We start from the raw sequence: 24,975 nt of genomic DNA on the forward strand, positions 1-24,975 counted from the left end.
TTGGGGGCGGACGCGTCACAGTCGGTGCCGGAGGTGGTGCCGATATGAACGCACGGGGGGCACTCGGGCGGTACGGCGAGGATCTGGCGGCACGGCTGCTGACCGATGCCGGCATGTCCGTACTCGAACGGAACTGGCGCTGTCGCGCCGGCGAGATCGACATCGTCGCGAAGGACGGTGACGCTCTCGTCATCTGCGAGGTGAAGACCCGCAGGGCGGGGGCTTTCGAGCACCCGATGGCCGGGGTCACCCCGGCCAAGGCGGACCGTCTGCGCCGGCTGGCCGGGCTCTGGCTGGCCGGCCACGGCGGTTCGCCGCCCGGCGGGGTGCGGATCGACCTGATCGGTGTGGTGCTGCCCCGACGTGGCGCGCCCCTGGCCGAGCATGCGCGGGGGGTGGCCTGATGGCGTTCGCGCGTGCCTGTGCGGTGGCCCTGGTCGGGGTCGAGGGCGTGGTGGTGGAGGTCCAGGCGGACCTGGAAGCCGGGGTCGCCGCGTTCACCCTGGTCGGTCTGCCGGACAAGAGCCTGGTGGAGAGCCGGGACCGGGTCAGGGCCGCCGTGGTCAATTCCGGGGCGGAGTGGCCGCAGAAGAAGCTCACCGTGGGGCTGTCCCCGGCCTCGGTGCCCAAGGGCGGGTCGGGATTCGATCTGGCCGTCGCCTGTGCCGTGCTCGGCGCGGCCGAGCGGATCGATCCCGCTTCGATCGCCGACGTGGTGATGATCGGGGAGCTGGGGCTGGACGGCAGGGTCCGGCCGGTGCGGGGGGTTCTGCCCGCCGTCCTGGCCGCGGCGGAGGCCGGGTACCGGCAGGTCGTGGTACCCGAGCAGACCGCGGGTGAGGCGGCTCTGGTGCCCGGGATCTCCGTGCTCGGGGTCCGGAGCCTGCGGCAGCTGATCGCCGTACTGTGCGACGAGCCGGTGCCCGACGAGGCTGAGGCCCATGACCAGGGGCGCCCCGACACCATGCTGGCCGGGCTGATGATGCCCGGTGCCGGTATGGGCACCGGGCTCGCCAGGGGTGCGGCGCAGGGCGAGGGCAACCGGCCGGACCTGGCGGACGTCGCAGGTCAGGAGCGGCCGCGCAAGGCCCTGGAGGTCGCGGCGGCGGGCGGACACCACCTCCTGCTGTCAGGACCGCCGGGCGCGGGCAAGACCATGCTGGCCGAACGGCTGCCCGCCATCCTGCCGCCGCTCACCAGGCAGGAATCCCTCGAGGTGACCGCGGTGCACTCGGTGGCGGGCATCCTGCCGCCGGGCGAACCCCTGGTCTCCCGCCCGCCCTACTGCGCACCGCACCACTCCGCGACCATGCAGTCGCTGGTCGGCGGGGGAAACGGGCTGCCCCGGCCCGGCGCGGTCTCGCTGGCGCATCGCGGGATTCTTTTTCTGGACGAGGCTCCGGAATTCTCCGTACGGGCGCTGGACGCGCTGCGCCAGCCGCTGGAGTCGGGGCATGTGGTGGTGGCACGCAGCGCCGGAGTGGTGCGGCTGCCTGCCCGCTTCCTGATGATGCTCGCCGCCAACCCTTGTCCCTGCGGGCGGCACACCCTGAGCGGGGCGGGGTGCGACTGCCCGCCCTCGGCTGTCCGCCGGTACCAGGCCAGGCTTTCCGGGCCGCTGCTCGACCGGGTGGACCTGCGGGTGACCGTGGACCCCGTCAGGCGTGAGGACCTGATGGGCGGGGGCGGCCGGGGCGAGTCGACCGAGACGGTGGCCGCCCGGGTGCTCCGGGCGAGGGCGCGGGCCGCGGAGAGGCTGCTGGGGACCCCGTGGACGACCAACAGCGAGGTGCCCGGGCATGAGCTGCGGACCCGGCTGGTCGCGGCACCGGGAGCGCTGATGGCGGCCGAGCGGGACATGGAGCGGGGCATGCTCACGGCGCGCGGACTGGACCGGGTGCTGAGGGTGGCGTGGACGGTCGCCGATCTGCGCGGGGCCGACCGTCCGGACGCCTCGGACATCGGGGTGGCCCTGGAGCTGCGGACCGGGATTCCGCGTGGGGTCTCGATGACGGCGGGGGCGTCATGACCGGGCAGCGGACCGAGGACTGCGCGGACGCAGCCGGGGGAGCGGGGCGGACGGTCGCGTCGTACGGGCAGGCGGCCGACGAGCGGCGGACACCCGGTGGGACCGGCTCCTCCGGCGGGACAGACGACCCCGGCGGGATTGGCTCGCACGGCGGGACCGGCCCTTCCGGTGGGGTGAGTGACCGGGAGCGGCTGGCGCGGGCGGCACTGACCCGGGTCATGGAGCCGGGGGACATGCGAGGCGGGCGCTGGCTGCGCGAGCACGGTGGCGCGGAGCTCATGCGGCGGATCACCACCCGGGACGGATCCGCCGAGCAGCTGAGCGGGATGACAGCGAAGCGTCTGGCCGGCTACCGGCTGCGGGCCCGGACCGTGGAGCCCGAGCGGGATCTGGCGGCGGTGGCCTCGGCGGGCGGGCGCTTCGTCTGCCCCGGTGACCGGGAATGGCCGAGTCAGCTCGATGACCTGGGCGACGCCAGGCCGACAGGGCTCTGGGTGAGGGGAAAGCCTGATCTGCGGCTCTGGGCGCTGCGCTCGGTCGCTGTGGTGGGAGCCCGTGCCTGCACACCGTACGGGGCCCACATGGCGACAGCGCTCGGCGCCGGTCTCGCGGAGCGGGGGTGGGTGGTCGTATCGGGTGCGGCGGCGGTTCTTTGTCCAGTAACCGTTGTTGGTGGGGTTCGTTGTCACTCGTGTGGTGGAGTTGAGCGCACAGTGTTGGCAAATGCATCGGCACGCGCCGAGCCGTACGGCGGATGCCGTGGCCGAGTTGCTCGGGGAGGTCCTGCAGGGCCGCACGGCGCGTGCGGAGCTCGGTGGCTTACACGCCGGGCAACGGTTTGTCCTCGGGCCTGACGGTCGGCCCGATCTGCGGGTGAACTACTGCCTGGGGTCGCCGAAGTGGCGGGGGCTGGCATGGCGTACGCAGCGTGACTACGCGTGTTCGCTCATGGTGTGGCTGAACTACCTGCTCACGATCGGTGTGAACTGGTGGGAGGCCGACGACGATGTGGCGTCGGACTTTCTGTTCTGGCGCGTCACGGACCCCGAGAACGAGGGCTCGGTGGAGGCGGGGACGTTCGCCGGGGACTTTGCCGGGTTGAAGAAGTTCTACTCGCTGGCCGCGCGCTTCGGAATCGCCGACCCGTTCGCTGATATGGACCCCCCTGCCATCGTTCGGCACGCGGACGTCAAGTGGCTCGATCCCGGCGGATACGCCCGATGGGTAGACCTCGGGATTCGGGGCTTTGATCTCCACGGTCGGCCGGATCCGTGGTGGAAGGGTCGCAACGACCAGCGCGACCGAGCATTCTGCGACGGTCTCTACGGCAATGGCCTGCGGGTTTCGGAGTGGGCCAGTGTGGTGCTGCCTGAGCTGCCCTCCTATGACCGGCGGCGGGGATTCTTCACCTGCGTGCTTGCCGACGCCTGCGCGAAGGGCGGCTACGGCCACAAGTACTGGACGCCCAGGTCGGCCCTACGTGGGGTGCTGGCCTACATCGAAGGTGCCCGGGCGGCCGCGGTCCGGCGAGCTCAGGCCGCTGGCCGCTACGAGCGGATCAGTGGCCGGCGCATCGTGCTGGCCACGCACGGGACGCACTCGGTGACCATGTCGAAGGCCGATGGCAGCTCGCAGAAGGAGGAGTGGAACGACATCGGGCCGCAGATCCGGATGCTGCTGTTCCGCCAGACCGCCCAGGGCCTGGAGCCGGTGGCCTTGTGGTTGAACGAGGACGGCCTGCCGCGCGACACTGGCGGCTGGGAGCACACCTTCGACGTCGCCAACGAGCGGATCGCCTCGCTCGGGCTGGAGAACTTCACCTGCACCGCTCACATGCTGCGGCACAGCTTCGCGCTGAGGTGGTACGCGGTCGGCAAGCTGATCAAGTACTCGCGGTTGGGGCATCTGACGGACGACGAACAGCGCGACTTCCGCGAAGAGATCGGCGACACCTGGCACCTAGTCCAGACGATGCTCGGACACCGGAGCGTCGAGACGACCAAGAGCGTCTACCTGGAGCCCTTCCTCACACTGGAGGTGGAAGCTCTGCTGGCGCATGCCGACGGCTTCCCGGTCGCGTCGTTTATGGCCGATGTGTTCGCTGAGCATCCCTGGGTCCGTACCGACCCGCTGGCGGTGGCGCGGTGAGCCGGGGACGGCCGGCGGCGCTGCCCGCCGGGCGTCGGACGCGGCACGGGCTGATGACCACAGAGGGCGGCCGCCAGATCGTCCGGTGCTACAGCCAGGACGGCGAGGATCGCGTCGATCTGGACGTGTCGGTACTGGCACTGCCCGAGGCCCTGCACGCGTCGCTGACCGCGGCCTTGGTCCTTCGTACCACGCCCGGCAAGGGGCTGACCTCGGTGGAGACGATGAACAAGGCCTACCGGGCACTGGTGAACTTCACCCGCTACCTCACGGGCCTGGACATCGTTCCGCAGAGCGCATCCGAGCTCACTCCGGACCATTTCGACGAGTTTTACAAGCACCGCAAGGCCGCCGGCATTAAGACCGCGTCGAATGAACTGGCCGATCTGCGGTTGGTGTTGATCTTGGCGAAGGGCCTCAACGATGCTCTTGCGGGCCGGCTCGCCGGGGCCCTGCCAGCCCGGCCTGAGGGCGAGCCCGCGCACAGCTATAGCCGCAACGAGCTGAAGAGGATCGCGCAGGCCGCGCGGACGATGTTACGAACTGCAGAGAAACGCATCCGTTCCAACCGTGAGTTGCTGGAGAAGTTCCGGGCCGGGGAGATCGATGCCAGTCGCGATACGGATCTGCGGCGCCGCCTGCAGATCCTCGATCACCTGGACCGCGCCGGTGACGTTCCGCGCCGGATGCGCAACACCGCGGGACTGATGCAGAACGCCCCCGAGACCTGGGTGACGTCGAGGGGCAAGGTCAGGGAGGTCGTCGGATGGCTCTACCTGACGCCGGAGGAGATCGCCGCCGCGGCGGTGCTGTTCGGCGTGATGACCGGGCAGAACCCGGAGCCGATCGTGAAGATGACCGCGGCTCACCACCGGGCGGACGGCGGCGTCGGCCCCGGCACAGCCATCGTCGGCCTGTGCAAACCACGCCGCCAGAGCCGGGCCTACATGGATCTGGCGTTGTCGGAGGTCCCGGACTGGATCAGTATCCCGGACCAACCCGATCAGATGGCAACCCGGGACATCCTGCACACACCCTTCGGCCTCTACGTCCTGGTCCACGAACTGACCGCCCGGGCCCGGCAGCTTGCCGGCGGCAACCGTCTCCTGGTCACTTACATGGCCAGCGGAGGTGGCCCCGGCACCGCCAAAGGCAGGGGATGGCGCCCGATGCGGACGGACGGAGCCCTGATCAGCAAGGTGGGCCGGGACTGGAACTTACCCTCGGACGAGACAGATAAGAAGGGCAATTCGCTGCCGCTGCGGCCGCTGCGGTTGGAGACGCTGCGGATGACCTACATCGAACTGCACCAGAAGCCTGTCGCCCATACCCGTCGGACGGCCACCCGCTATCTGGTCCGCAACCGCGGCAACATCAACGAATACCGGACGGTCGTCGCTCAGGCACTGACCGCCGAGGTCTCCAAGGCGCGGGCCCGCTCGAAGATCACCACGATGACAGCCGAACAGGTGGCTTATGCCCAGGAGAATGTCGACGAGGTCGCCGCCGAGATGGGCCTGGAGTCGGCCGTCCTCAAGCGGATGATCGCGGGAGAACTCGACACGGTGCTCGGGGCCTGCACCGACAACAACAACGGGTCCTACAACCCGGGGGAGCCCTGCAGGGCCTCGTTCCTGCTCTGCCTGAGCTGCGAATGCGCCAGAGCGCTGCCCCGGCACCTTCCAGTGCAGGTCGCCGTCCACGACCGGCTCGCCGAGCGCCACGAACAGATGGGCTCACTTGAGTGGGCCGAACGCTTCGCCGGCCCGCACGCCCAGCTGGCCGACCTGCTCGACCAGGCCGACGAGGCAGCCGTTGAGGACGTCCGCAAGGCTGCCGGGCCGGACGAACGCAAACTCGCGGACCGCCTGCTGAACAGGGAGCTCGATATCCGATGACCTCACCCGCCCCGATCCTTCTCGACGAGCCGGACACACGTCCCGACGGGCTACCGGACGGCACCGTCTGGCCGGGCCCGGACACGATCGTGCTGATGAACCGGCAGATCAGGAGCGACACTGACCCCGCCCGGCTGTCCCGCTTCACGGACGACCGCTGGGACCTCAACCCCGGGATCTTCGAGGGACACGCACGGTCCCAGACCCTGAACTTCGAGATCATCCCCGAGCCGCTGAGACTGGCCACGAAGTTCTACATCTGGCAGCTCATCAACCACCCCAAAGCCCGCACCCTGCGGCGCTCGGCGACGAACCGGGTGGCCCTGCACACGGTCGAAATCTTCTTCTACGGCTCTCTGCAGCCCGTCCTGAAGTGGTTCGCAGGCCGGGGGATCAGCGAGTTCTGCCAGGTCACGAACGACATGCTCTGGGACTTCCTGGACGCACTCGACGAGGACGGCGTCGCCATCCACAAACGCTATCGCCGCATCACCGAAGTGCGACGGCTGTGGATCCACCGCGACATTCTGCCGTTCTTTCTGCGGCTTCCCGAGGCACCTCCCTGGGACGGCGAAGACACCAAGGATCTGCTGGAGACTACCCGCGGTGGCCGGGAGAACCGCACCAAGCGAATTAGTGAGCAGTCGATGCAGCCCCTGCTGCGGTGGGCTATCCGTTTCCTGGAGGATCTCAGCGAGGACATCGTGGCAGCCTGGGATGAGTACAGGATGCTGCAGTCCCGGCGTCCGGAACACCGTCGGGGCCAGCGGCGCGGGCGGAAATCCGGAGAGCTGCAGGCCGACATCACGGCCTTTCTCAGCGAACTCCGCAGCCGGGGCGAGGGGCTGCCGGGCAGTCGGCGCAATGACGGCACGCTAGGGCCGGCATGGCGCCATATCGCGTCGCTCCTGAACTGCTCGGCCTCGATCGAGAACACCGGGTCGGGTCGTCTGATCTTGGAATCGGGCCTGCCCGTCGCTGATGACTGCTACCTCGACACCCCGGTCACCGCGGACCTGGATGGTCAACCCTGGCATCCGCGGATCCCGTTCCACGAGGCCCCGCGGCTTGCCCGCCTGCTGAGCACGGCCTGCTTCATCATCGTCGCCTACCTCTCGGGCGCCCGCGTCGGCGAGATTCTCAACCTGCGGCGCGGATGCGTCAGCCACGACAAGGTCCTGGGGCTGTGGTTGATGGAGGGGCTCTACTTCAAAGGCGCCGAGGACGAAGAAGGCAACAAGATCCCCGAAGGCACAGTCCGCGAAGACCCCTGGGTGATCATCGATATCGCAGCCAAGGCGGTTGCCATGCTGGAGCAGCTGCACGACAGCCACCTGCTCTTCCCGAACAGGCTCAAGCCGATCAAGACGACGCCCGGCATGGAGACGAAACGCCGTGGTGAGGCCCGCGCCGATCAAATCATCGCTGACGACATCACCAAGTTCATCGGCTGGGTCAACGAGCGTTGCCGGCAACTGGGGCGCAAGGACCACATCCCCGTCGACGCTGGCGGATCTATCGCCCCCAGCCGCTTCCGGCGCACGCTGGCCTGGTTTATCAGGCGCAAGCCTCGTGGATTGATTGCCGCTTCTATCCAATATGGACATGCACACACACAAATGCTTCAGGGGTATGCGGGCTCCTACGAGGCCGGATTCCTGGACGATTACGCGTTCGAGGACTGGCTCTTCCGCATCGAGGGCATCGCCGAGGACGAACGCCGTCTTCTCGCAGGCGAGCACGTGAGCGGGCCCGCCGCAGACGCCTACCGTTACCGCGTCCAAGCGGCCGGCCGCGAGTTCGCTGGCCGTGTCCTGAACAGTGAGCGTCATGCCCGGGACGTGCTCGGCAACCCGCTCCTGCAGATCCACCACGGCGAGGGCATGACCTGTGTCCTCACCCCAGCCCTCGCGGCCTGCCAACTACGAGGCTCGGTTGACGATCCCATGGTCACTCCGGACACCGACGACTGCCGCCCCAACTGCCAGTGCCTCGTCCACACCGACCGGGATATCGAGATCAACAAAGTGCGCGCCGCTGAACTCGCCGGAATCGTCAACGACACCCTCGCCCCACCGATCCGTCACGCGCGCGAGAAGCGAGAACTGAACCGGCTCCTCGCGATCATTGAGCACCACCAGCCCAAATCCCGACCATGACTGTCCTCCCGCTCGACGGCGAGCAGGACCCCGTCCGCCGCGACATCATCGCCGCCATCAACCGTCTGCTCGCCGGCACCCCACACCGGTCGAATGGTCGTCTCAACGTCACTCAGCTGGCAGTCGAGGCCGACGTCAAGCGCTGGTATCTCACTCACCAGCACACCGACCTCAAGGACCGGTTCCAGGCAGAGGCCGCCCAGGAGGAAGCCAAGCGCACGAAATCTGCCCAGACTGGAGACGACCTAGAGAAACTGAAGCGGGAGAACGCTGAGCTCCGCCAGCACTGCCGTCATCTTGAGAGCCGCCTGCAGATCTACGCGACGGCCCTCAACCAGCTCGCGCTGGAACATGCAGCTATGTCGGGACGCGATGCCGACGCTGCCAAGATTCGGACGCTGCCGCGGAGACGTCTGTCCAGTCCTTGATCGTCCGAACGCCTCTGTTTCACAGCCCTAAGGGCTGTCCCGCAATTCCTGGTGGATCAGCGCACGGCGTCAGATGCGGTGCATCGCAAGGCGGAGAGGCGCCCGCATACTGGATGTATTCGGGTGTTTCGACAACGCGGCGAGGTGCCGTAGCTGTCGTCGTGCGCCCGCCAGGAATTGCGGGACAGCCCTTAGGAAGATCCGTACTGACGGTCGCGGGCCGCCACTCGCGTCAGTGCATACTGCCGCATGCCACGGATGCTTGAGGGCCTGCTCGACGCAAGCAGAAGGGCCCGCAGGAGTACGGCCGTCCGGGCCGACGAGGCGCCCGGGACCCTTGTCTCCCGCAATCTGCCGAATTCCCCCGGGCGGCGACTCCGGAGAGCATAAGATTCCGAAAATATCGATCATGGGCCGTGCAGCCCGGGGGACTCCTTCCCGGAGAAAAGGGCACCGCGGCCCCGTCGGCGGGGGAATCTGTGTACTTGGCGCAACTTCGGGTCGAGAATTTCCGGGTCTTCGGAGCCGCGGCTCAGAGCGAAGGCGAGACGGACGCGTCGCTGGACCTGTCGTTCACGGCCGGGACGAACGTGCTCGTCGGTGAGAACGACAGCGGGAAGACAGCCATCATCGATGCGATCCGACTGTGCCTGCAGACCGCGGCGACGGACTACTACCGGGTCTCGCAGGACGACTTCCACCTCGGGCATGACGGGCGGGCGGAGACCTTCACCATCGTGTGCGGGTTCACCGCCCTGTCGACCGAGGAGCAGGCGGTCTTCCTGGAACTGCTGACCCACGACCGCGGCGGCGCTGCCTGGCTCTGCGTGACGTTCAAGGCCCAGCGGATGGACCCGGTCCGGAACCGGGTCTCGGTCACCACTCGGACCGGACCGGACGGCAACGGCCCCGCTCTGGACGGCGCCGCACGCGAACTCCTGCGCGCCACCTACCTGCGCCCCCTGCGCGACGCGGAGGCGGAACTGCGCTCGGGCCGCGGATCACGGCTGTCGCAGATTCTCGCAGGCTACCCGGCGATGAAGGACCAGGGTGTCGATGACTACGACCCAGAGGGGGACGACCCTCCGTCCACACTGGTGGGGATCCTGCGCCGCGCCGAGCACGACATCCGCAGTAACGATGCCGTCTCTGATGTGAGTCAGGACATCAACTCGGCTTACCTGCAGCGGTTCGCCATCGGAGACGACGTCCTACGCGCCAAGATCAGCGTCGCCACCGACGCGACGCTGGCCCGCGCTTTGGAGCGGCTCGAACTGAATCTCTTCGCTGAGTCTGACGATTGGACGCGCCGCGGGCTCGGCTACAACAACGCCTTGTTCATGGCCGCGGAGCTCCTCCTGCTGGGCAAGAGCGAACTGGCACCCCTGCTGCTGATCGAGGAGCCCGAGGCGCACCTCCACCCCCAGCTCCAGACCCGGATCATGGACCTGCTCCGCGACAAGGCCCAAGGGCCGCAGGAGGGCGGCAGGGCCCCGGTCCAGGTCATCCTGACCACCCACAGCCCCCAACTCGCTTCGTCGACGCCCGTCGAGTGCCTGACCCTTGTCGTCAAGGGCCGCACCTTCCCGCTGCGGCGCGGCATCACGCGTCTGACCGGCGAGGACTACGCGTTCCTGACCCGGTTTCTGGACGTCACCAAGGCCAATATGTTCTTCGCCCGGGGCCTGGCGATGGTCGAGGGCGACGCCGAGGCAATCTTCCTGCCCGCCCTCGCCGCCGCCCTGGACATGCCCTTCAACGAGCGCGGCGTCAGCGTAGTCAACGTCGGCCACGTCGGCCTGTTCCGCTACAGCCGCGTCTTCCAGCGCTCCGGCGAGCAGATACCCGTACCCGTCGCCTGCATCCGCGACCGCGATCTCGTCCCCGTCGGCACCCCGGAGAAGATGCGCGGCGAACTGAAGTGCTGGGACGAGATGACGGAGCAGCAAATCGCCACGCACGTCACGGACCTCGGCAGCGGCGACGACGGGCCGGTGAAGACCTTCGTGTCGACCTGGTGGACGCTGGAGTACGACCTCGCCGCCACCTCCTGGACCATGGCCAGGCTGATGCACCGCGCGGTCAAGCTGGCATCCGTTGCAGAACGGTCCTGGCCGGACGCTGCCAAGACCGAGCAGGTCATCGCCCGGGCCGACAAGGATGTCGACGAGTGGGAGGGCCAGGACCTCGCTCTGGAACAGGCTGCCCTGAATATCTACAGACCGCTCAAACTCAACAGCGCCAGCAAGTCGATCACTGCGCAGTTCGCCGCCCAACTCCTCACCTCCACCCCGCTGACGGAGAGCGACGTCCCGCCCTACCTGCTCGACGCCTTCAAGCACCTGTGTGGCGAGGTGGCCCCGTGACCGGCACCCACCTGCCCGATGCCTTCGCCACGCACAAAGTGGAGGCCATGGTGAAGCTCCTGGGACTCGACCCGCTCGACGCCGAGCAGTGGGACTTCCTGCAGAGCGAGACCACACAGGACCTCCAGGCCGCCCCGGGGTCGGGCAAGACCACCCTGATCGGGCTCAAGCTCACGCTCATGGCCGACGCATGGACCTCCATGACACGTGGGGTGTGCGTGCTGTCCCACACCAACACCGCCAAGAACGAGATCACCGATCGGGTGGCGTCCCTCGCCGCGGGGCGGAACCTGCTGCGCTACCCGCACTTCATCGGCACCATCCAGTCCTTCGTGCACACCTTCCTCGCGCTGCCGGCCGTACGGGCCAAGGGCGTCGAGGTCCGGTCCGTCGACGATGCTGCCTTCGAGACCGCAGCGATCCGGCTCCTGCAACACCCCGACTACTTCACCCTGCGCAGCTTCGTGGAACGCCAGCGCGACGGCACCAGCATCGTCACCAAGGCGACGTTCGCCTACAGGGACGGCGGACTCGTGGTCACCGGAGCGACCAGAGAACTCCCCTTTCGCGCCGAGACGACCAGCGGCAAACAGTTGTCCAGCCTCAAGCGGACTCTGGCCCGCCGCGGTGTCTTCCGCTACCAGGACATGTACGCCATCGCCCAGCAGTACCTTGCTGAGCGTCCCGGCATCGTCCCGGCTGTCTCCGCGCGTTTCCCGTTCGTTCTCCTCGACGAGATGCAGGACACCAGCGCCACCCAGCACGAACTGCTGGACCTCGTCTTCGCCTCCTCGCCCACCGTGGTGCAGCGGGTGGGTGACACCAACCAGGGCATCTACAGTGACGCCAGCACCGTGGACGGGCTTGCGTCGGCGTTCCCGCTGGCCGGCGCCGCAGAGCTGCCGGTCAGCCGCCGCTTCGGACCGCAGATCGCAGCAGTGGCCAGCCGCCTGGCCGTCCGGCGCCCCCAGCAGGTCCATGGAGCCGGTCCGGACGGCCAGGTGGCGGTCCTGCTGTTCGACGAGGCCACAGCGACCGACGTCGTGCCGACCTTCGAACGCATGGCCGCCGCGATCGTCCCCGAGGACATCCTCCTCAGTCGTCCGCCGCGGGTGCTGGGCGCGCGGCAGGGCCGGGGAGGCTCCCAGGCCTACCCGCAGTCGATCTCCTGCTACGTGCCCGGCTACACCCCACCCGGCCGCCCGACGGCCCATCTCGCCCTGATCGACGCGGCCCGCGCGGCAGCGACCCAGTGGAGGTCCGGCGCGGACAGCCACGAAGCGGCCACCGAGTTGTGGAACGCCCTGCGCGCGTCCTTCACGCCCCTGACCGGCGACGGGCTGCCGGCGCTCGGCCGCCTGGAGAGGTCTGCGGGGACCCCCGGCGGCAGGGTGCGGATCCTGCTGCGCGAACTCCTCGTCCACGGAGTCGGGTTCGACGAGGCGGGCTGGCGCATGATCACCGAGCAGCTGACCCTCCAGATGAAACTGCTCGCCGAGCGGCCGCTGAAGGCCGTCGGCCTGGAGTTCACCCCCGCAGCCGGACCGGCCGCAGCAGCGGGCGGCGTCACCAGGCCCTCCGCCGCAATTCCAGCGGTGCGGGCCGTACCCGGGACCATCCAAAGCGCCAAGGGCGAAACCCATGCGGCGACGCTGATCCTGGAATGCCTTGAGAAGAACGGCAAGAAGTTCGACGTGACCGAGGCGCTCCGCATGATCGCTGAGGAAAGAGACCCCCAGCGGGAGCTGAAGAGCGTCCAGGCCGCTGTGCAGCTCGTTTTCGTCGGAGCGACGCGCCCCACCCACCTCCTGGTGCTGGCCGCCCACCGCGCCCGCGGCAAGCGGTACGCGGCGGCCATGATCGACGCAGGCTGGGACGTCCGGGACCTCACCGAGCACTGACCCCTGCATCCGTCCCGGCGGACCCGTCCCGCCCCCTGGCTGGGGGCTCCGTCACCTTGCGGATCGGGCCCGCTGGGTTGGCGGGCCCCGTACCGGCAGCGGCGTAAGGATGAAGGCCCCAGCGCGTGCAGCACGCGCATGCGAGCGCCGGGTGTTCGCGACCAGGAAGCAGTACACCCACGTTGGCGATCCTTATAAAACTCGACCCTCATTTGAGGTAGAGTCTTTATAAGCCTACTGTCGACTCCCGGAGGTTCCCTTGACCCTGTCCCTTGTGAAGCCTTCCCCTGAACCTGATGAGGTTCGGGTCAAGTTGGGTGGCGTGGGGACCAGGCTGGAGCTCTTGCACGGAGTGTTGCGCGCGGGCGAGGTTGCAAGGCGCACCGCTGTCCGCAACGATCCGACGGGAACGGCGGGCCGACGGGCCTATGAGGCGCATGTGCGGACCATCCGCGAGCTGCACATCGAGAAGGAGAGGTGGGCGCGGCTCGTCCACGGTCGGCTCGAACTTGTCTGCAATCCGGATCGATCGGTTGCGATGGGCGTGATGGCGGGCAACGCCGCCACAGGGCAGGCAAGCCTGTTCCCGAAGAACGCACGGCGCCGCGGAGCCGCCACTGAAATGGTCACTCGTGCCAATGCCGGCGATGCCACCTCGTCCGTGCAGACAGCTCTGTTCGTGGCTGGCGCCGGCCCTCAGGGGGTTGCGTTGAGCGAAGAAGAGGCCTTCGCCCTGAAGACGTGGTTTCTGCTGTCCTGTCGCACCAAGATCGGTGACACGGTGAGGATCGACTGCGAGCTGTCGCAGCCGAAGGGCTTCCGGGACGGCTTCGTGAGCGAATGGGGTGAGCGGATTCCGCTTCCAGCCCTCGCGATGGACGGAATCGAACTTACGAACGATGATGGGCCTGAAGAGATCGACATCGCCGTCGATTTCCGCTGAGGCCGTTGGTGGGGCGGCGAAGTCAGGCGTCCCACCGTGCACCACCAATAACTGAGGCAGCCCCCATGGTGACCCCGTCCCGCATCACACTGGCCCGCAAGCGCAGGGGCCTTACTCTTGCCGAGCTGTCGGACCGGGCTGGGGTGTCACTGCAAAGCCTGTCAAACTACGAAACAGGACGCACTGCACCTCGCCCCGACACTATCGCCAAGATCGCCTCAGCACTCGACTTTCCTACTGCCTTCTTCGAAGGCCCTGCGCTGGACGAACTCCCTGCCGAGGGCATCTCGTGGCGGGCGCGCAGCAAGACATCGGCCAGGGTCCTCGAAGCCGCGCGAGCCGCAGGCACGCTGGGCGCGATGCTGTACGAGTGGATCGACGAAAGGTTCCGCCTACCGGCAGCGAATGTGCCTTCACTGGGCAAACCTGACCCGGAAACAGCTGCTGGCATGGTTCGCACCCGCTGGGGTCTAGCGGAAGCGCCAGCGCCCAACATGGTGCACCTTCTGGAAGCACACGGAGTTCGGGTGTTCTCACTCGATCCCGACCACGCAGAGGTCGACGCCTTCGCGGTGTGGCGCGACGGCGTTCCGTTCGTATTCCTCAACACACTGAAGTCCGCCGAGCGAGGGCGCTTCGACGCGGCCCATGAACTGGGGCACCTCGTCATGCACGGTAGCGAGCACGCCTGCTCAGGCCCCGAGGCCGAACGGCAAGCGAACGACTTTGCCTCCGCGTTCCTGATGCCTCGGGCCAGCGTTCTGGGACACATGCCCTCAGGCGCACACGTCGATCAGATCCTTCGCGGCAAGCGGATCTGGAACGTCTCGGCCATGGCTCTGACCTACCGTATGCACGACCTGGGGCTGCTCTCCGACTGGCAATACCGCTCTACCTGCGCCGAGCTAAGCCGGTTGGGATACCGCTCTGGCGAGCCCCAGGGCATGAGCCAGCGAGAAACGTCGCAGGTGTTGACGAAGGTCTTCACCGCCCTGCGTTCGAAGCACGTTCGCCCTGGATCTGTTGCGGCCGACCTCGGGCTCACCAGTGAAGAGATGAACCGACTCATGTTCGGACTCACCCTCACGACCTTCGAAGGCGAGGGTCGGCAGGCTACAGCCACTGCGACGCGCAGCCTATCCATCGTTCCCTGACGAGCACATCCCCGCGCCGGCCGCGGCAGCGCGGGCCATGGGGATCGGTGTCCTCATGGGCAATGCCTCGTAGGGTTGTCGGCGTGCTGATCGATCCAGGCCAGCCTTCGGGGGCAAGACCGGAAAAGGATCATCATTGGCGGGGCACTACACGTCACTTTGTGCATGCGACACCATCTGCGGTTCGGACGGATCCTTGCGGCACCTGCTGGGACAAGGCCACGACCGCGTGATCCTGGATGCTCGTGGATAGATCTGGGCGACGTTCCAGTACGGGCGGCCGGGCTCCAGGCCTACAAACCGCAAGGGCCCGTCGGTAGAGAGGCGTACGCCCTGGCTCCGCACCGGAAGCAGATGCTCATGGAGGCTTCCGGCTCTGCGAGGGTTGAAGCACCCAGCACCACCGTGTTGGTGTGGAACAACGAGGTCGCTGAGTCACTACACGGGCACTGAGTCAGGTACCCGGCGAGCTCGTGCTCGCGCAGGTACAAATCCGCCAGTTCCGCTGCTGGCCACCGCGCAGTGCAGAATCGACAGTTCAGCTCAACCTCAGGGATAAGACCCCACTCACCTAGCTTCTGGCCGTCTGGCGGGATGGTAACGGCGTACTGCTGGCAGTGCGGGCACAGAACGGTGTTCCTCTCCATGCCCTTAAGTGCGGCCCGAACGTCACCCATCCGATCCTTGACCAACGAGTCGATGCGGCCCAGCCTTTCCCGGATCGCTCCCATGGTGGTGAGGTACTCGGTTCCGAACTGGCTGGTCGACTGTGGGTCGTAGAGGTGCGCCGGGATGAAATCGAGGAGGAAGCTGAGCACCCGCGTGATCTGGGTCTCGACTGCGTATGCCGGCGCCGTGTGCCCGTAGTGAGTCAACGCGTTTCGCGTCCCGGTCAGGTTTTTGATGGCCGTGCGGTTTGCCTGGCCGATGTCGAGCCCAACGATGTCACGAAGTCGGTCCATGGCCGCTTCCACGGTCACGCTGCCGAAGTCACCCGCATGGAACTTCGCCTCGGTCGCTTTGCGCAGGTCGGTGATCACAAGACTCCAGTGGTCACGGACGAGGCGTGCTTTGAGTAGCACCTCGGTCGCAGCGTGCAAGTGCAGGACCGCGTACTTCAGGTCCCGGTCGGCGGGAGGCTGCTGCCCCTCCGTCAGGTGCTGTACTGCGCTGAGGAGGTAGTCCATCCCGTTGCGGACGGGCCGGAACTCAAGGTCCGGCCGATTCCCTCTACGCCGCGCCGGTGACTGCCCCTGTTGCGGAAAGCTGCCCATCCTCGCCCCCTGTGACTCACAGTCTCTACCCTCGAACTTCGGTAGACTGATGATCCCCCGTCAACCGGCCGTCTGCTATCGCGAAAGCGCGAGGCTAGGCAGCTTTGCCATCATCGGCCGGTTGAGACTGGCGCCACTTTTCGAGCGCCGGCTTCAGGAGAGCGCCGATCAGGTCTCCGGTCCATAGCCCTCTCGCGTATGCCATCCGCTTCAGGTCCTCGCGATCAGCCTTGGGCAACGTAACGAACTCCACGTTGGAGTCCTTCTGGTGGTATCCGCAGCAAAGGATGCGCATACAGACCGTCTCTGACGCCCCGGCCTCCGTCGACTCCCACGGCGGGTAAGGGTAGCGCGCCAGTACCTTCGTGCAGCGCTCGACTTCCTCATGCTTCTCGGATCGAAGCCGCGGTGTCTTTTTGTCGCCGTAGTGGCGCTCGAACCACTTACGTCGAGCGGCGTCCTGTATCTCGCGCTGTACCTGGACTATGCGTTCCTTGATCCCTTCGACGACGTGAAGCGGAAGTGCGTTGCGGGCGAAGCCGGCCTTCGGATGGGCGTGATGCATCTTCATGTCGAACGCCCACTCGGTTGCACTCTTCTTGTGCTTCCAGCCGTTGCACCGGTCACAGGCGGGGACAAGGTTCCACCAGATGTCTCGTCCTGCTCCGCTCGCCAGCGGTGCCTCGTGCTCCAGGGTTTGCGATGGCCTCTCGGCGCAGTACACGCAGTGACCACCATGGGCGGTTAGAACCATGATCCACACCCAGAGCGGCTGGTTCCCCCTGTCCCTACTCAGCACTTCCTGCTTGGCTACTGCCACATCCACCCCTTTGTCGCACAGTTCGACGACATCGTAAGGAGGGGCGCTGACAGTCGGCCTTGACTGCGTTCGGCAGAGCATCCGCCGGCACTGCTCAGGAATGCGAGGCGCTCAGGCTGCGGCTTCGCCGGGGTCTTCGTCCTCATCTTCCGAGGAGCCGCCCCGCTCGTACCCCGACACATCGATCTCGCGGCCGTCAGAGAGCCGCCTCGTGTGCGGAGTGACGGTGTGCCTGACGGGCGAGTTCCGCAGCTCACTTTCGTCCGCAGCGTCAGCGGCCGAGCCGGTGTCCTCGGCGTCGTCCGGGCTAGTGGTGTACGCGACGACTGCGACTGCGAAGAATGCGGCCACGGCGCCGACTGCGCCACCCACGGCGCGGATCGTCGGCCTGTTCTTCTCGTACCAGTTCTTCGTCTTCTGACCGAAGGAGGTGGGCTCGTCGTCCTCGGGCGTGGAGTCAGTCACGCCAACACATCTACCGGACGCATCCCCCCACCTGTCAGGCAATCAGCCGACATCGCCCGCGCTCGCCAGGCGAAGTACGTCTGTACGTCTTCCCGGAAGCCTTCTGTGCCGATCTCCGGGCGGCTCTGCTCCTTCGACGCTGTCTCGGTTCGCCGTCTCCCTTCGGGCGCCGTCGGAAGGTGATGCCTCACCTCCGTGACCGGTGGTTCTGTATCCCGACCCCTGAAAACCCCGGTAGCGAACCTCGGCAGTAACGGCGGCGCTCGCCCCTCGGCTGAACGCCGAGTCGGTGGCCACGGCCCCACCCTCGACGACGAGGCTTACTACCTCCTGCCCTACTCGGATGCGATCCGGGAAGGCCGGGAGCCTGAACTCGCGGTCGACGGCCCGATCTCCCCCGCTCATTGGTGGGGTGAGTACCTCCCGGCTAACCGGGATTGGAAGAGGATCGTCGGCCGCGCTGCATCTCCCCCCACGGAAGCGGGCCGCGAGGGCGGCCCCCGCGTGCACGAGTGACGCATTCCGCACTGAGATACACCGGTCAGGGATGCGGCAATCGATGGGACGTGTCGGTTCTTGTTACGATAATGCCGACGCGGAAAGCTGGTTCGTTCTGTTCAAGGCGGAGATCGGGACGACCGTCTGGGAGACCCGCCAGGCCGCCCGGGCCGACGTCTTCTGGTATATCGAGGTCGAATGCAACCGCAGCCGGCTCCGCCGGCACCCCGACCACGGATATGTCACCCCGCTCGAAACGAGATCCTTGCTCAGGCAGAACCTCGCCCGGCAGCGTAAACACCCGCTGTCCGACTCGCGGGGAGAACTTCACGTCGACGGGAAGAGGGCGCCTACGTCATCTGCAGTGATGAGGCGCCCACGCGAGGGAGCGAGCAGCTTGCCCAGCCAGCGGTCTTCTTGCGGCAAGAGCGATTCGATCTTCGTACGGGCTGCACCACGCGCTTCAGCGTCGTTGCCACCGCAGAGTGCGTCGTACTGGCGGAGCCGGTCGGCCAGCACATCGTAGAGTCTCACCGCCGCGCCGTGGTTGACCAGCACGATCTTGTCGTGGGCCGCTTCGGCTGCGTCGACCTGGGTGGTGGTCGCCGGGGTGAGCAAGCAGCCGAAGATGCGGGTCTTCGCAGAGCGCCTGGTCTCGACCTCGATTTGCCCGAGCAGCTGGTTCACGTCGCCGCGGTTGAGCGGATGGGGCTCACCCTCTGGGGCGGTCTTGACCTCCCAAACGCGGCGCTCGGCCCGCTTGACCGTGGACCATGTCCAGCGACAGTCCGTAGCACTCTGTTCCTTCCTCGGAGGGCGTTCGCCGATGGCACCTACGAGGCGGGCAAGTCTGGTCAATCCTTCGCATTGCTGATCATGGCTACCGTTGAGCAGGGCGCGCCCTTCGGTCAGGACACGGTCGAGTCGAACACCTGCTTCACGCCGCCACTCGTCCCACACGAGGAAGAACCGGTCGGTGTCATCAGCAGTGTGTTTGTAGCCTTCAAGGTCGGCGACGGTGCGTGCCAGGCGGCGGAACCAGGTGGTCCGGGGTCCACCGGCGATGGCGTCCTCCAGAGCTTTGCGCGCGGCGACTCGGTCTTGGGGGCGTCCTCGGTCGAAGTGGGCGTGGGCCTCCACGTAGCGCCAGAACGCTGCGTGCTCGGTTTCTCCGGCGATGGCGAGTTGGGTGGCTGCTTCGCCCGCTTTCTGGGCCGCTCTCGCGTGGTCGCCGAGCCAGAGGTCGGTCGCTGCGGAGACCTCGGCGTCGGCGCTGGAGACGTCGCTGTTCCCGCCGGCGTTACGGCCAGGCCGGGGCCTGCGACGAGGACCCGTTTGGGCGGCGGCTTCGCCAACTGCGGAGGGCTGGGCTGCTGGTTGCCAGAAGCTGGCGCAGGCCCGCAGGGAGCCCTCCCAGCCTTGATCATAGATCTCCAGGGCAGCGCGGACGGTGGGTTCGGTGCCTGCGGGAATCGACTTACGGACTGCCGGGTCGGCAAGCATCTGGGCGAAGCTCGGGTCCAGTCCGAGGTAGAGGGAGCGGTCAGTCTGGTCGCGGTTGGCGCGGCCCAGTGCCTGGGTGACTCGTTGGCCGACGCGGTGGCGCATGAAGCTGGCGTCGCCAAGGTAGGCAACGACAAACCGTTCGAACTCGCTGCTGGCCTGCGGGACCGTGGTGATGATGACCAACCTGCAGAGGTCGCCCGCGAGGTCGAGCCCGTCGTACCGGCCTGCAGTGATCAGGTGGCCGCTTGCGACGCCGCTCCAGGTCTCGACCATCGAGTCATCGCCGGGACGAAGCCGGTAGACCTGCTGCCCGGAGGCGCTGAGGGTCTCCTGAAGGGTGTCGGCCTCCGCGTGGCTGGCACACAACCAGGCTGCTCGGCCGTCGGCCGCATGGGCTTGGGCGAGGGCCCAGCCGAGGACGTTCGGGCTGAAGGGGTGCTCGGCGCTTGGGTTGAGTACCAACAGTCGCTCGCCCGTCGCGCCAGACGGCAGCGGCGTAGCGGTAGTCAGGCGGGTGATCGGCTCGCCACCGACTCGCCGTTGGAGGTCGTCCATCGAGCCAAGCGTGGCCGACAGGTAGATGCGCTGCTTGGCCCGGCTGTACTGGGCGTTGAGGGCAGTCGGAGGATGGTACGGGCGGATCTCGATGCCAGAGGGGCCGATGAGGATGCCGCATTGGGTGAGGTGGTCGCGGACGGTGGGCCAGACGTACCGCACCTCGTCCTTGCGCTCGTGTTCCGTGACGAGTGGTGATGCCTCAATTGCGTCACGTGTCGGACCTGCGATCGCGTCCCAGTCCCGGAAGGACAGCAGTTCGGGTGGAGTGCCGGGCTGGGCAGTGCCGTCGAGCATCGCCCGCAGGCCGGGATATGCGTCGGTGTGCGCCACCACCAGCTCGCAGATCGTCTGGTAGAGCTGGCGAGCGGGACCAAGCTTGTCGGGGATGCGCAAGGTCTGCAGCCCGCTGAGGGGCTGTTCGGCGAGATGGGCGTCATCGAAGATGACCAGGTCAGCGGGCTTCGGGATGGGGCTGCTGTTGAAGTAGACCCAGTAGTTCATCACGCCGACGGCCTGGGCCTGGTGGTAGTCGTCGAGTTTGGCGCCGCCGTAATCCCTTGAGGCAAAGCGGACGACATCCAGTCCCAGTACTTCGGCTTCCTCTTCAACCCGCTCGGCGAGTTGACGGGTGCCGGTCAGGTAGGCCACTGACCACCCGCGTGAGAGGGCATGATCGGCGACCAGCAACGCCAGCAGTGTCTTGCCCTCGCCGGTGGGCATTTCAATGGCCAGGTCTCTAGTGTCGAGGTGCTGCTCCGCGTATGTCGCTAGGACTTGGCGCTGACCAGGCCGAAGCTCAGTGAACCTTGCCGATCCGAAATCTGCGAGATTCTGTTCGAAGTCCGGCTTCGCTGCGTATGCCACCGCTCGCTCCTCGCTCGTGAGGTGAGAACACTACGGTGCTGGGCGGTGACTCGGATGCTCCATTTCCCGTTCAACGGCTGGGCGTTGGAATCATCTGGTCACCAAACGGGGCGCATGCCCCAGGCCGCCTCCGTTGCCGAGCAGGGTTCACGGCGCCGTCTTACTCCATGCCTCGGCGAAGTTCTTCGCCGAAGATGCCGTCCTGTTCGCTCAGCCCGAGGTCGGCCTACGAGATGCCAACGCGGGCGAGCATTCGGCCATTGTGGCCCGCCTGGGGAGCTGGGCTTCGAGAGCGTCCAAGTCGCCTGAACGCTCTGCGATGCGTTGCGTGGCCGCCGAGTAGCAAGCTGCAGTAAGAGCTTCCCCAGCAGCAGTGGAGCGAACTGATCGCGCTGATCGAGAACAAGCTCACCGGCCGGCGGGACCGCGATCTGCTCGACACGGTCGAAAAGTACGCCAGTAAGCCCCACCAGCTGGCGAAGGACCCGAGATCCACCTCCAGCTCAAGCGGTTCACCAACTGAAGGCCGCCTGGCGGCGACGTTGGGGGAGGTCCGAGCTAGCGCGGGGCTGGCGCCGTGCGGGCCGATGCCAGCGGCACCGCACCACCGGTGCAAGCGACGGCCCGCCCTAAGCGCCCCGGACCACCATGGCCAGGGGCGCCGCGGTCGGCTTATCTCCGCCGTGCCTTTTGGATCACCTCGCGCAGCGCGCGGGCGCTGGTGATCGCGGCCTGGTCGTCATCGGTGCCCATCGCGATGAACTCATCAAGGTCGGGCCAGTCGACGACTTGATCCAATAGTCGCAGTGAGCCGGCGTCGCCTTCGGTGAGCGCAGCGGCGCAGCTGACGCAGACGTTGCGGATCAGGTCGACGATGGCGTGCCGGAAGAGGCGTGGGGCTGCCGGATCGGCTTGCCAGTAGTTGACTTCTTCGATGGCCGCGTCCCACTTCGCCTGCCCGGCCAGGGCTTCGACGAGGCGGCGGCGGGTTTCCGCTTCGAGCGGTCCGGATACCCCTTGGTCCAGCAGTGCCCGGCAGTGCGTTTCCGCCTCGGCGTATCGGTGAGTGCGCAGGCAGTCCTCGGCCTGCTCCAGGAGTCTGTAGTTCGCGGCGTAGGTGGTCGGCTCGATTCGCGACTGCAGGTCGGTGAAGGCGTCGGCGAGCAGCGCAAGCCTTTTCGACGTGTCCCCCGGGATATGTGATCCCTGGATCAGGATGCGCGAGTCGACGGCCAGTTTCATGGCGGCCTTGGGGTAGTCGAACACCCATGACCTCGCCTGGCTGAGCACGAATTCCAGATGGCCTACCGCCTCATCCAGGGTGGTCCTCAGCGTCGGCCGCCGTTCGCTGCCGAGTTCTTGTACCTGGATGTGTATCGCGGCCAGGGCGAAGCGTGTCTGGACGACGAGGGCTTCGTTGTCCGCGTCGGCTCGCGCCAGGTAGTCGAGCTCGCGCAGGTAGAGCTCCTCGGCCCGTACGACGTCGCCCTGCGAGTAGTACGGGGCGGCGAGATTGCCGCAGATGAGGGCGGCCCGCTCACTGGGCAGGTCCATGGCTTCGATGTGCGCCAGGAGCATCTCGGCGTGCGACTGCATGATCCGCACGCGCTCCAGCTCGCCGAGCTGCGACGGCCCGGTGAGCCAACGCTCCACATGCCCGGCCAGCTGGTCGATCGCCGTCGCAGATGCCGAGTATCTGGCGAGGCGTTCGCGCATCAGTTCCTGGCTGACCGTGTTGATGGACAGGGAGCGGTCCGCCCCGGGCAGTGTCTCCCCGTGCGTAGGGGGCAGCGGCAGATCGTTCTTGATCAGCGAGAAGCGGGCCAGCTCGCGCAGCGCCTCCCCGATGTTGACGACGTCCGGGGGAATGAGCACCGGGCCGCGATGCTCGGGATCGAGGTCCTCGACCCGGCTGATCGCCGCGGCGAGCAGGAGATGCGCGGGTATCTGGTGGGAGGCCAGGTAGGCGGCCGCGTAGAACATATGCAGTCCGACATTGGCGACGTCGAGGTCGGTGCCCGGATGGATCCGCTCCTGGAGTTTGTCGATGCACATGCTGTGGGCGGCTATGAGCGTGCAGGGATAGCCATGCGGCACCATCTCCTCATCGGAGAGGGACCGGAGTTTCAGCGCGCTCAGGTAGTGGTCGACTTGGTCGAGTCCCATTCCGCAGGTGTAGAGGTAGCCGGCTCCGAGCTCCAAAGCCAAGGGCCAGTCGCCGAGTTCGCTGGCCAGCCGGTCCAGTGCGTGAGTCCAGGACGCCTCCTCCGGATCGCTGAGGTGAAGGCGCCGGGTCAGCAGCTGGACGGATTCGTTGCGCTCCATCGCGGAGACCTGCACCACCTCGCCGGTGCCCAGGTGGGTGGCAGCGTTCAGGGTGGTGAGGATGACATCGCCGCGGCCCGCCTTGGGTACCCAGGGCTCTGCCTGCCGTGTCGCGGCGACATTATCGAAGATGATCAGCCAGCGGCCGGACAGCTGGCCGAGGAGCCGCTGCACTGCCTGTTGCGTCTGGTCGGGCCGGGCTTCTTGGCCGCTGGTGGCGTTCGGATCCAGTGCGTCCAGCACCCGGAGGAACGACGCAAGGGTTGAGGATGGCGTCTCGCAGTCGATCCACCCGATGAAGTCGTAAGCGTCAGCCCGCTCCGCGATGTAGAGAGCCGCGGTGCTGGACTTCCCGATGCCGGAGGGGCCAACGAGGGTGGCCCGGCGTGTCTGGCGGGCCTTGGTGGCGGGGAAGGCGGCCAGGAGCGGATCGATGAGCCCTGGTCGGCGTACGTCGGGGACGGCCGGGAGCTGTCCCGCGATGGTGCCCCAGTCGCGAGTTCCAATCGACTGTGCCAGCGTCTGCGCATCGACAAGGACGAGCTTGCGCAGCTCGTCCAGGGAGAAGGCGGCCCGACCGCCGCTCACATCGGCGGCGCGGTCCAGGATCTCGGCGAGGAGGTATCCGGTGAGGAGCCCTGCAGACTGGTGACCGAGGCCTTGATTGGTTCGATTTCGGATGACGCGCAGGGAGTTGCGGAGCTCTTCGCGGATTTCGTCGTCATCGCGCGCATCGAACGCGATGTGGCAGCGGGCCAGCCGGGCGAGACCGTCGGCGTCCAGGCTCTGCAACTGGTCGCGGCGTTGCGGTGCGTCATGGAAGAGTTCCATCAGGGTGTCGCGAAGGACCTGCGGCTCGATGTCGGCGGACAGGACTTCGTCGAGCCGGTCCCCCTTGACGCCGGGCCGGGCGTTGGTCAGCAGCCAGTAACTCTCTGCCTCCTGGCCGCTGTTGAGCATTCCCAGCAGGACGCCCAGTGCCATGGCGCCGCTCATGGATCCACCAGCGACCCGGCTCTTGACCTGAACGGCGGTGCGCACGGAGCCGTCCATGTCCACCACGTCGAAGTCGACCTTGTCCACCGATCCGTCGCCGGCCGGCGGGCCTTCGACCCGCACGCAGGCGACCTCCGGCTCGTCGATCAGCGCGACCAGCTGCTCCAGTGTGCGCAGGTATTGGTAGTGATACCCCCGCGCCGCTCCGCGTCCCCCGTCCATGGCAGTGCTCCCCTTCCCTGCCGCCCCCCCGAGGATGGCCCCCGGCGGCGGTGTGATGATCAGCGGCCAAGGCTATGGGGTGGGTCTGACAGGGGCGGTGGCAACGGGGGATCTGACCTAATCGCGTCCTGGTCGGCCGACACGTGCGATCCGGTCGCCTGCAGCCCAACCCTCTGACCGCGTGCGGCGTCGGTGAGGGAGCGCTGGCGACGGCCGCCGACCGGCCAGCGGCACAGTCACTCCGCTTCACAGCGCTTCCACCCACTCGCCGGGCTCAGGGGTGAGATCCACCGGCGTCTCACCCGCGGGCACGCGCCTGCGCGGCACGGCCGTTTTCTCGGGGGGTTCCGGGACGGCTGCGGCGTGCGGGATGGCACCGGCGCATGCAGTGCAAGCGTCGGCGAGGTGCCAGGTCCGGCCA

The 24,975-nt window shown here is 67.3% G+C and carries 15 protein-coding genes and 1 pseudogene; 11 read left to right on the top strand and 5 right to left on the bottom strand.

What is annotated here, in order from left to right; all coding sequences use genetic code 11:
- The first annotated feature begins 44 nt into the window (after positions 1-44).
- The 11 genes and pseudogenes from ACGFZA_RS06295 (at position 45) to ACGFZA_RS06345 (ending at position 15,026) form a co-directional block, all read left to right on the top strand.
- Positions 45-404: a YraN family protein gene (locus tag ACGFZA_RS06295; protein ID WP_385286777.1), complete on the top strand. Its 360-nt coding sequence runs from the start codon at positions 45-47 to the stop codon at positions 402-404.
- A complete protein-coding gene (locus ACGFZA_RS06300) occupies positions 404-2,029 on the top strand; it encodes a YifB family Mg chelatase-like AAA ATPase (RefSeq protein WP_385286775.1) in 1,626 nt (541 codons plus the stop codon). The genes ACGFZA_RS06295 and ACGFZA_RS06300 overlap by 1 nt, the downstream gene beginning before the upstream one ends.
- A 218-nt stretch (positions 2,030-2,247) precedes the next feature.
- Positions 2,248-2,811, top strand: a pseudogene (locus ACGFZA_RS06305) (DNA-processing protein DprA); the annotation flags it as partial.
- A complete protein-coding gene (locus tag ACGFZA_RS06310; protein WP_393677449.1) occupies positions 2,789-4,177 on the top strand; it encodes a hypothetical protein in 1,389 nt (462 codons plus the stop codon). The pseudogene ACGFZA_RS06305 and the gene ACGFZA_RS06310, both read left to right, overlap by 23 nt.
- Before the next feature lie 53 nt (positions 4,178-4,230).
- Positions 4,231-6,075 (top strand): phage integrase N-terminal domain-containing protein, encoded by a 1,845-nt coding sequence (locus tag ACGFZA_RS06315; protein ID WP_393677451.1) that lies wholly within the window; start codon positions 4,231-4,233, stop codon positions 6,073-6,075.
- Positions 6,072-8,234 (top strand): hypothetical protein, encoded by a 2,163-nt coding sequence (locus tag ACGFZA_RS06320; RefSeq protein ID WP_393677453.1) that lies wholly within the window; start codon positions 6,072-6,074, stop codon positions 8,232-8,234. Before ACGFZA_RS06315 ends, ACGFZA_RS06320 begins: the two co-directional genes overlap by 4 nt.
- Positions 8,231-8,662, top strand: coding sequence for a hypothetical protein (locus ACGFZA_RS06325; RefSeq protein ID WP_393677455.1), 432 nt, complete (start codon positions 8,231-8,233; stop codon positions 8,660-8,662). The genes ACGFZA_RS06320 and ACGFZA_RS06325 overlap by 4 nt, the downstream gene beginning before the upstream one ends.
- A 485-nt stretch (positions 8,663-9,147) precedes the next feature.
- The gene (locus ACGFZA_RS06330; RefSeq protein WP_393677457.1) at positions 9,148-11,028 is read left to right on the top strand and encodes an ATP-dependent endonuclease; all 1,881 of its coding nucleotides are present in this window, start codon (positions 9,148-9,150) and stop codon (positions 11,026-11,028) included.
- Positions 11,025-12,929 carry a UvrD-helicase domain-containing protein gene (locus ACGFZA_RS06335; RefSeq protein ID WP_393677458.1) on the top strand — a complete coding sequence of 635 codons (1,905 nt, stop codon included), beginning with the start codon at positions 11,025-11,027 and terminating at the stop codon, positions 12,927-12,929. The genes ACGFZA_RS06330 and ACGFZA_RS06335 overlap by 4 nt, the downstream gene beginning before the upstream one ends.
- 259 nt (positions 12,930-13,188) lie before the next feature.
- On the top strand, positions 13,189-13,872 hold the full coding sequence (locus ACGFZA_RS06340; RefSeq protein ID WP_393677460.1) for a hypothetical protein: 684 nt from the start codon (positions 13,189-13,191) through the stop codon (positions 13,870-13,872).
- Between the two features lie 65 nt (positions 13,873-13,937).
- Complete coding sequence (locus tag ACGFZA_RS06345) at positions 13,938-15,026, top strand: helix-turn-helix domain-containing protein (protein ID WP_393677462.1); 1,089 nt, start codon at positions 13,938-13,940, stop codon at positions 15,024-15,026.
- Positions 15,027-15,319: 293 nt separating this feature from the next.
- On the opposite strand, the gene ACGFZA_RS06350 is transcribed toward ACGFZA_RS06345, so the two are convergent.
- From ACGFZA_RS06350 to ACGFZA_RS06370, 5 genes are all read right to left on the bottom strand, one after another.
- The gene (locus ACGFZA_RS06350) at positions 15,320-16,213 is read right to left on the bottom strand and encodes a hypothetical protein (protein WP_393677464.1); all 894 of its coding nucleotides are present in this window, start codon (positions 16,211-16,213) and stop codon (positions 15,320-15,322) included.
- Between the two features lie 181 nt (positions 16,214-16,394).
- Positions 16,395-17,120 (bottom strand): HNH endonuclease, encoded by a 726-nt coding sequence (locus ACGFZA_RS06355; protein ID WP_393677466.1) that lies wholly within the window; start codon positions 17,118-17,120, stop codon positions 16,395-16,397.
- 111 nt (positions 17,121-17,231) lie between these two features.
- Positions 17,232-17,585, bottom strand: coding sequence for a hypothetical protein (locus ACGFZA_RS06360; RefSeq protein ID WP_393677468.1), 354 nt, complete (start codon positions 17,583-17,585; stop codon positions 17,232-17,234).
- Positions 17,586-18,410: 825 nt separating this feature from the next.
- Positions 18,411-21,011 carry a DEAD/DEAH box helicase family protein gene (locus ACGFZA_RS06365; RefSeq protein ID WP_393677470.1) on the bottom strand — a complete coding sequence of 867 codons (2,601 nt, stop codon included), beginning with the start codon at positions 21,009-21,011 and terminating at the stop codon, positions 18,411-18,413.
- Between the two features lie 672 nt (positions 21,012-21,683).
- Entirely contained in the window at positions 21,684-24,554 is a 2,871-nt protein-coding gene (locus ACGFZA_RS06370; RefSeq protein WP_393677473.1) for a hypothetical protein, read from the bottom strand.
- Positions 24,555-24,975 lie beyond the last annotated feature (421 nt).

It is taken from the genome of Streptomyces sp. NPDC048211 (assembly GCF_043202315.1).
Lineage (GTDB): Bacteria > Actinomycetota > Actinomycetes > Streptomycetales > Streptomycetaceae > Streptomyces.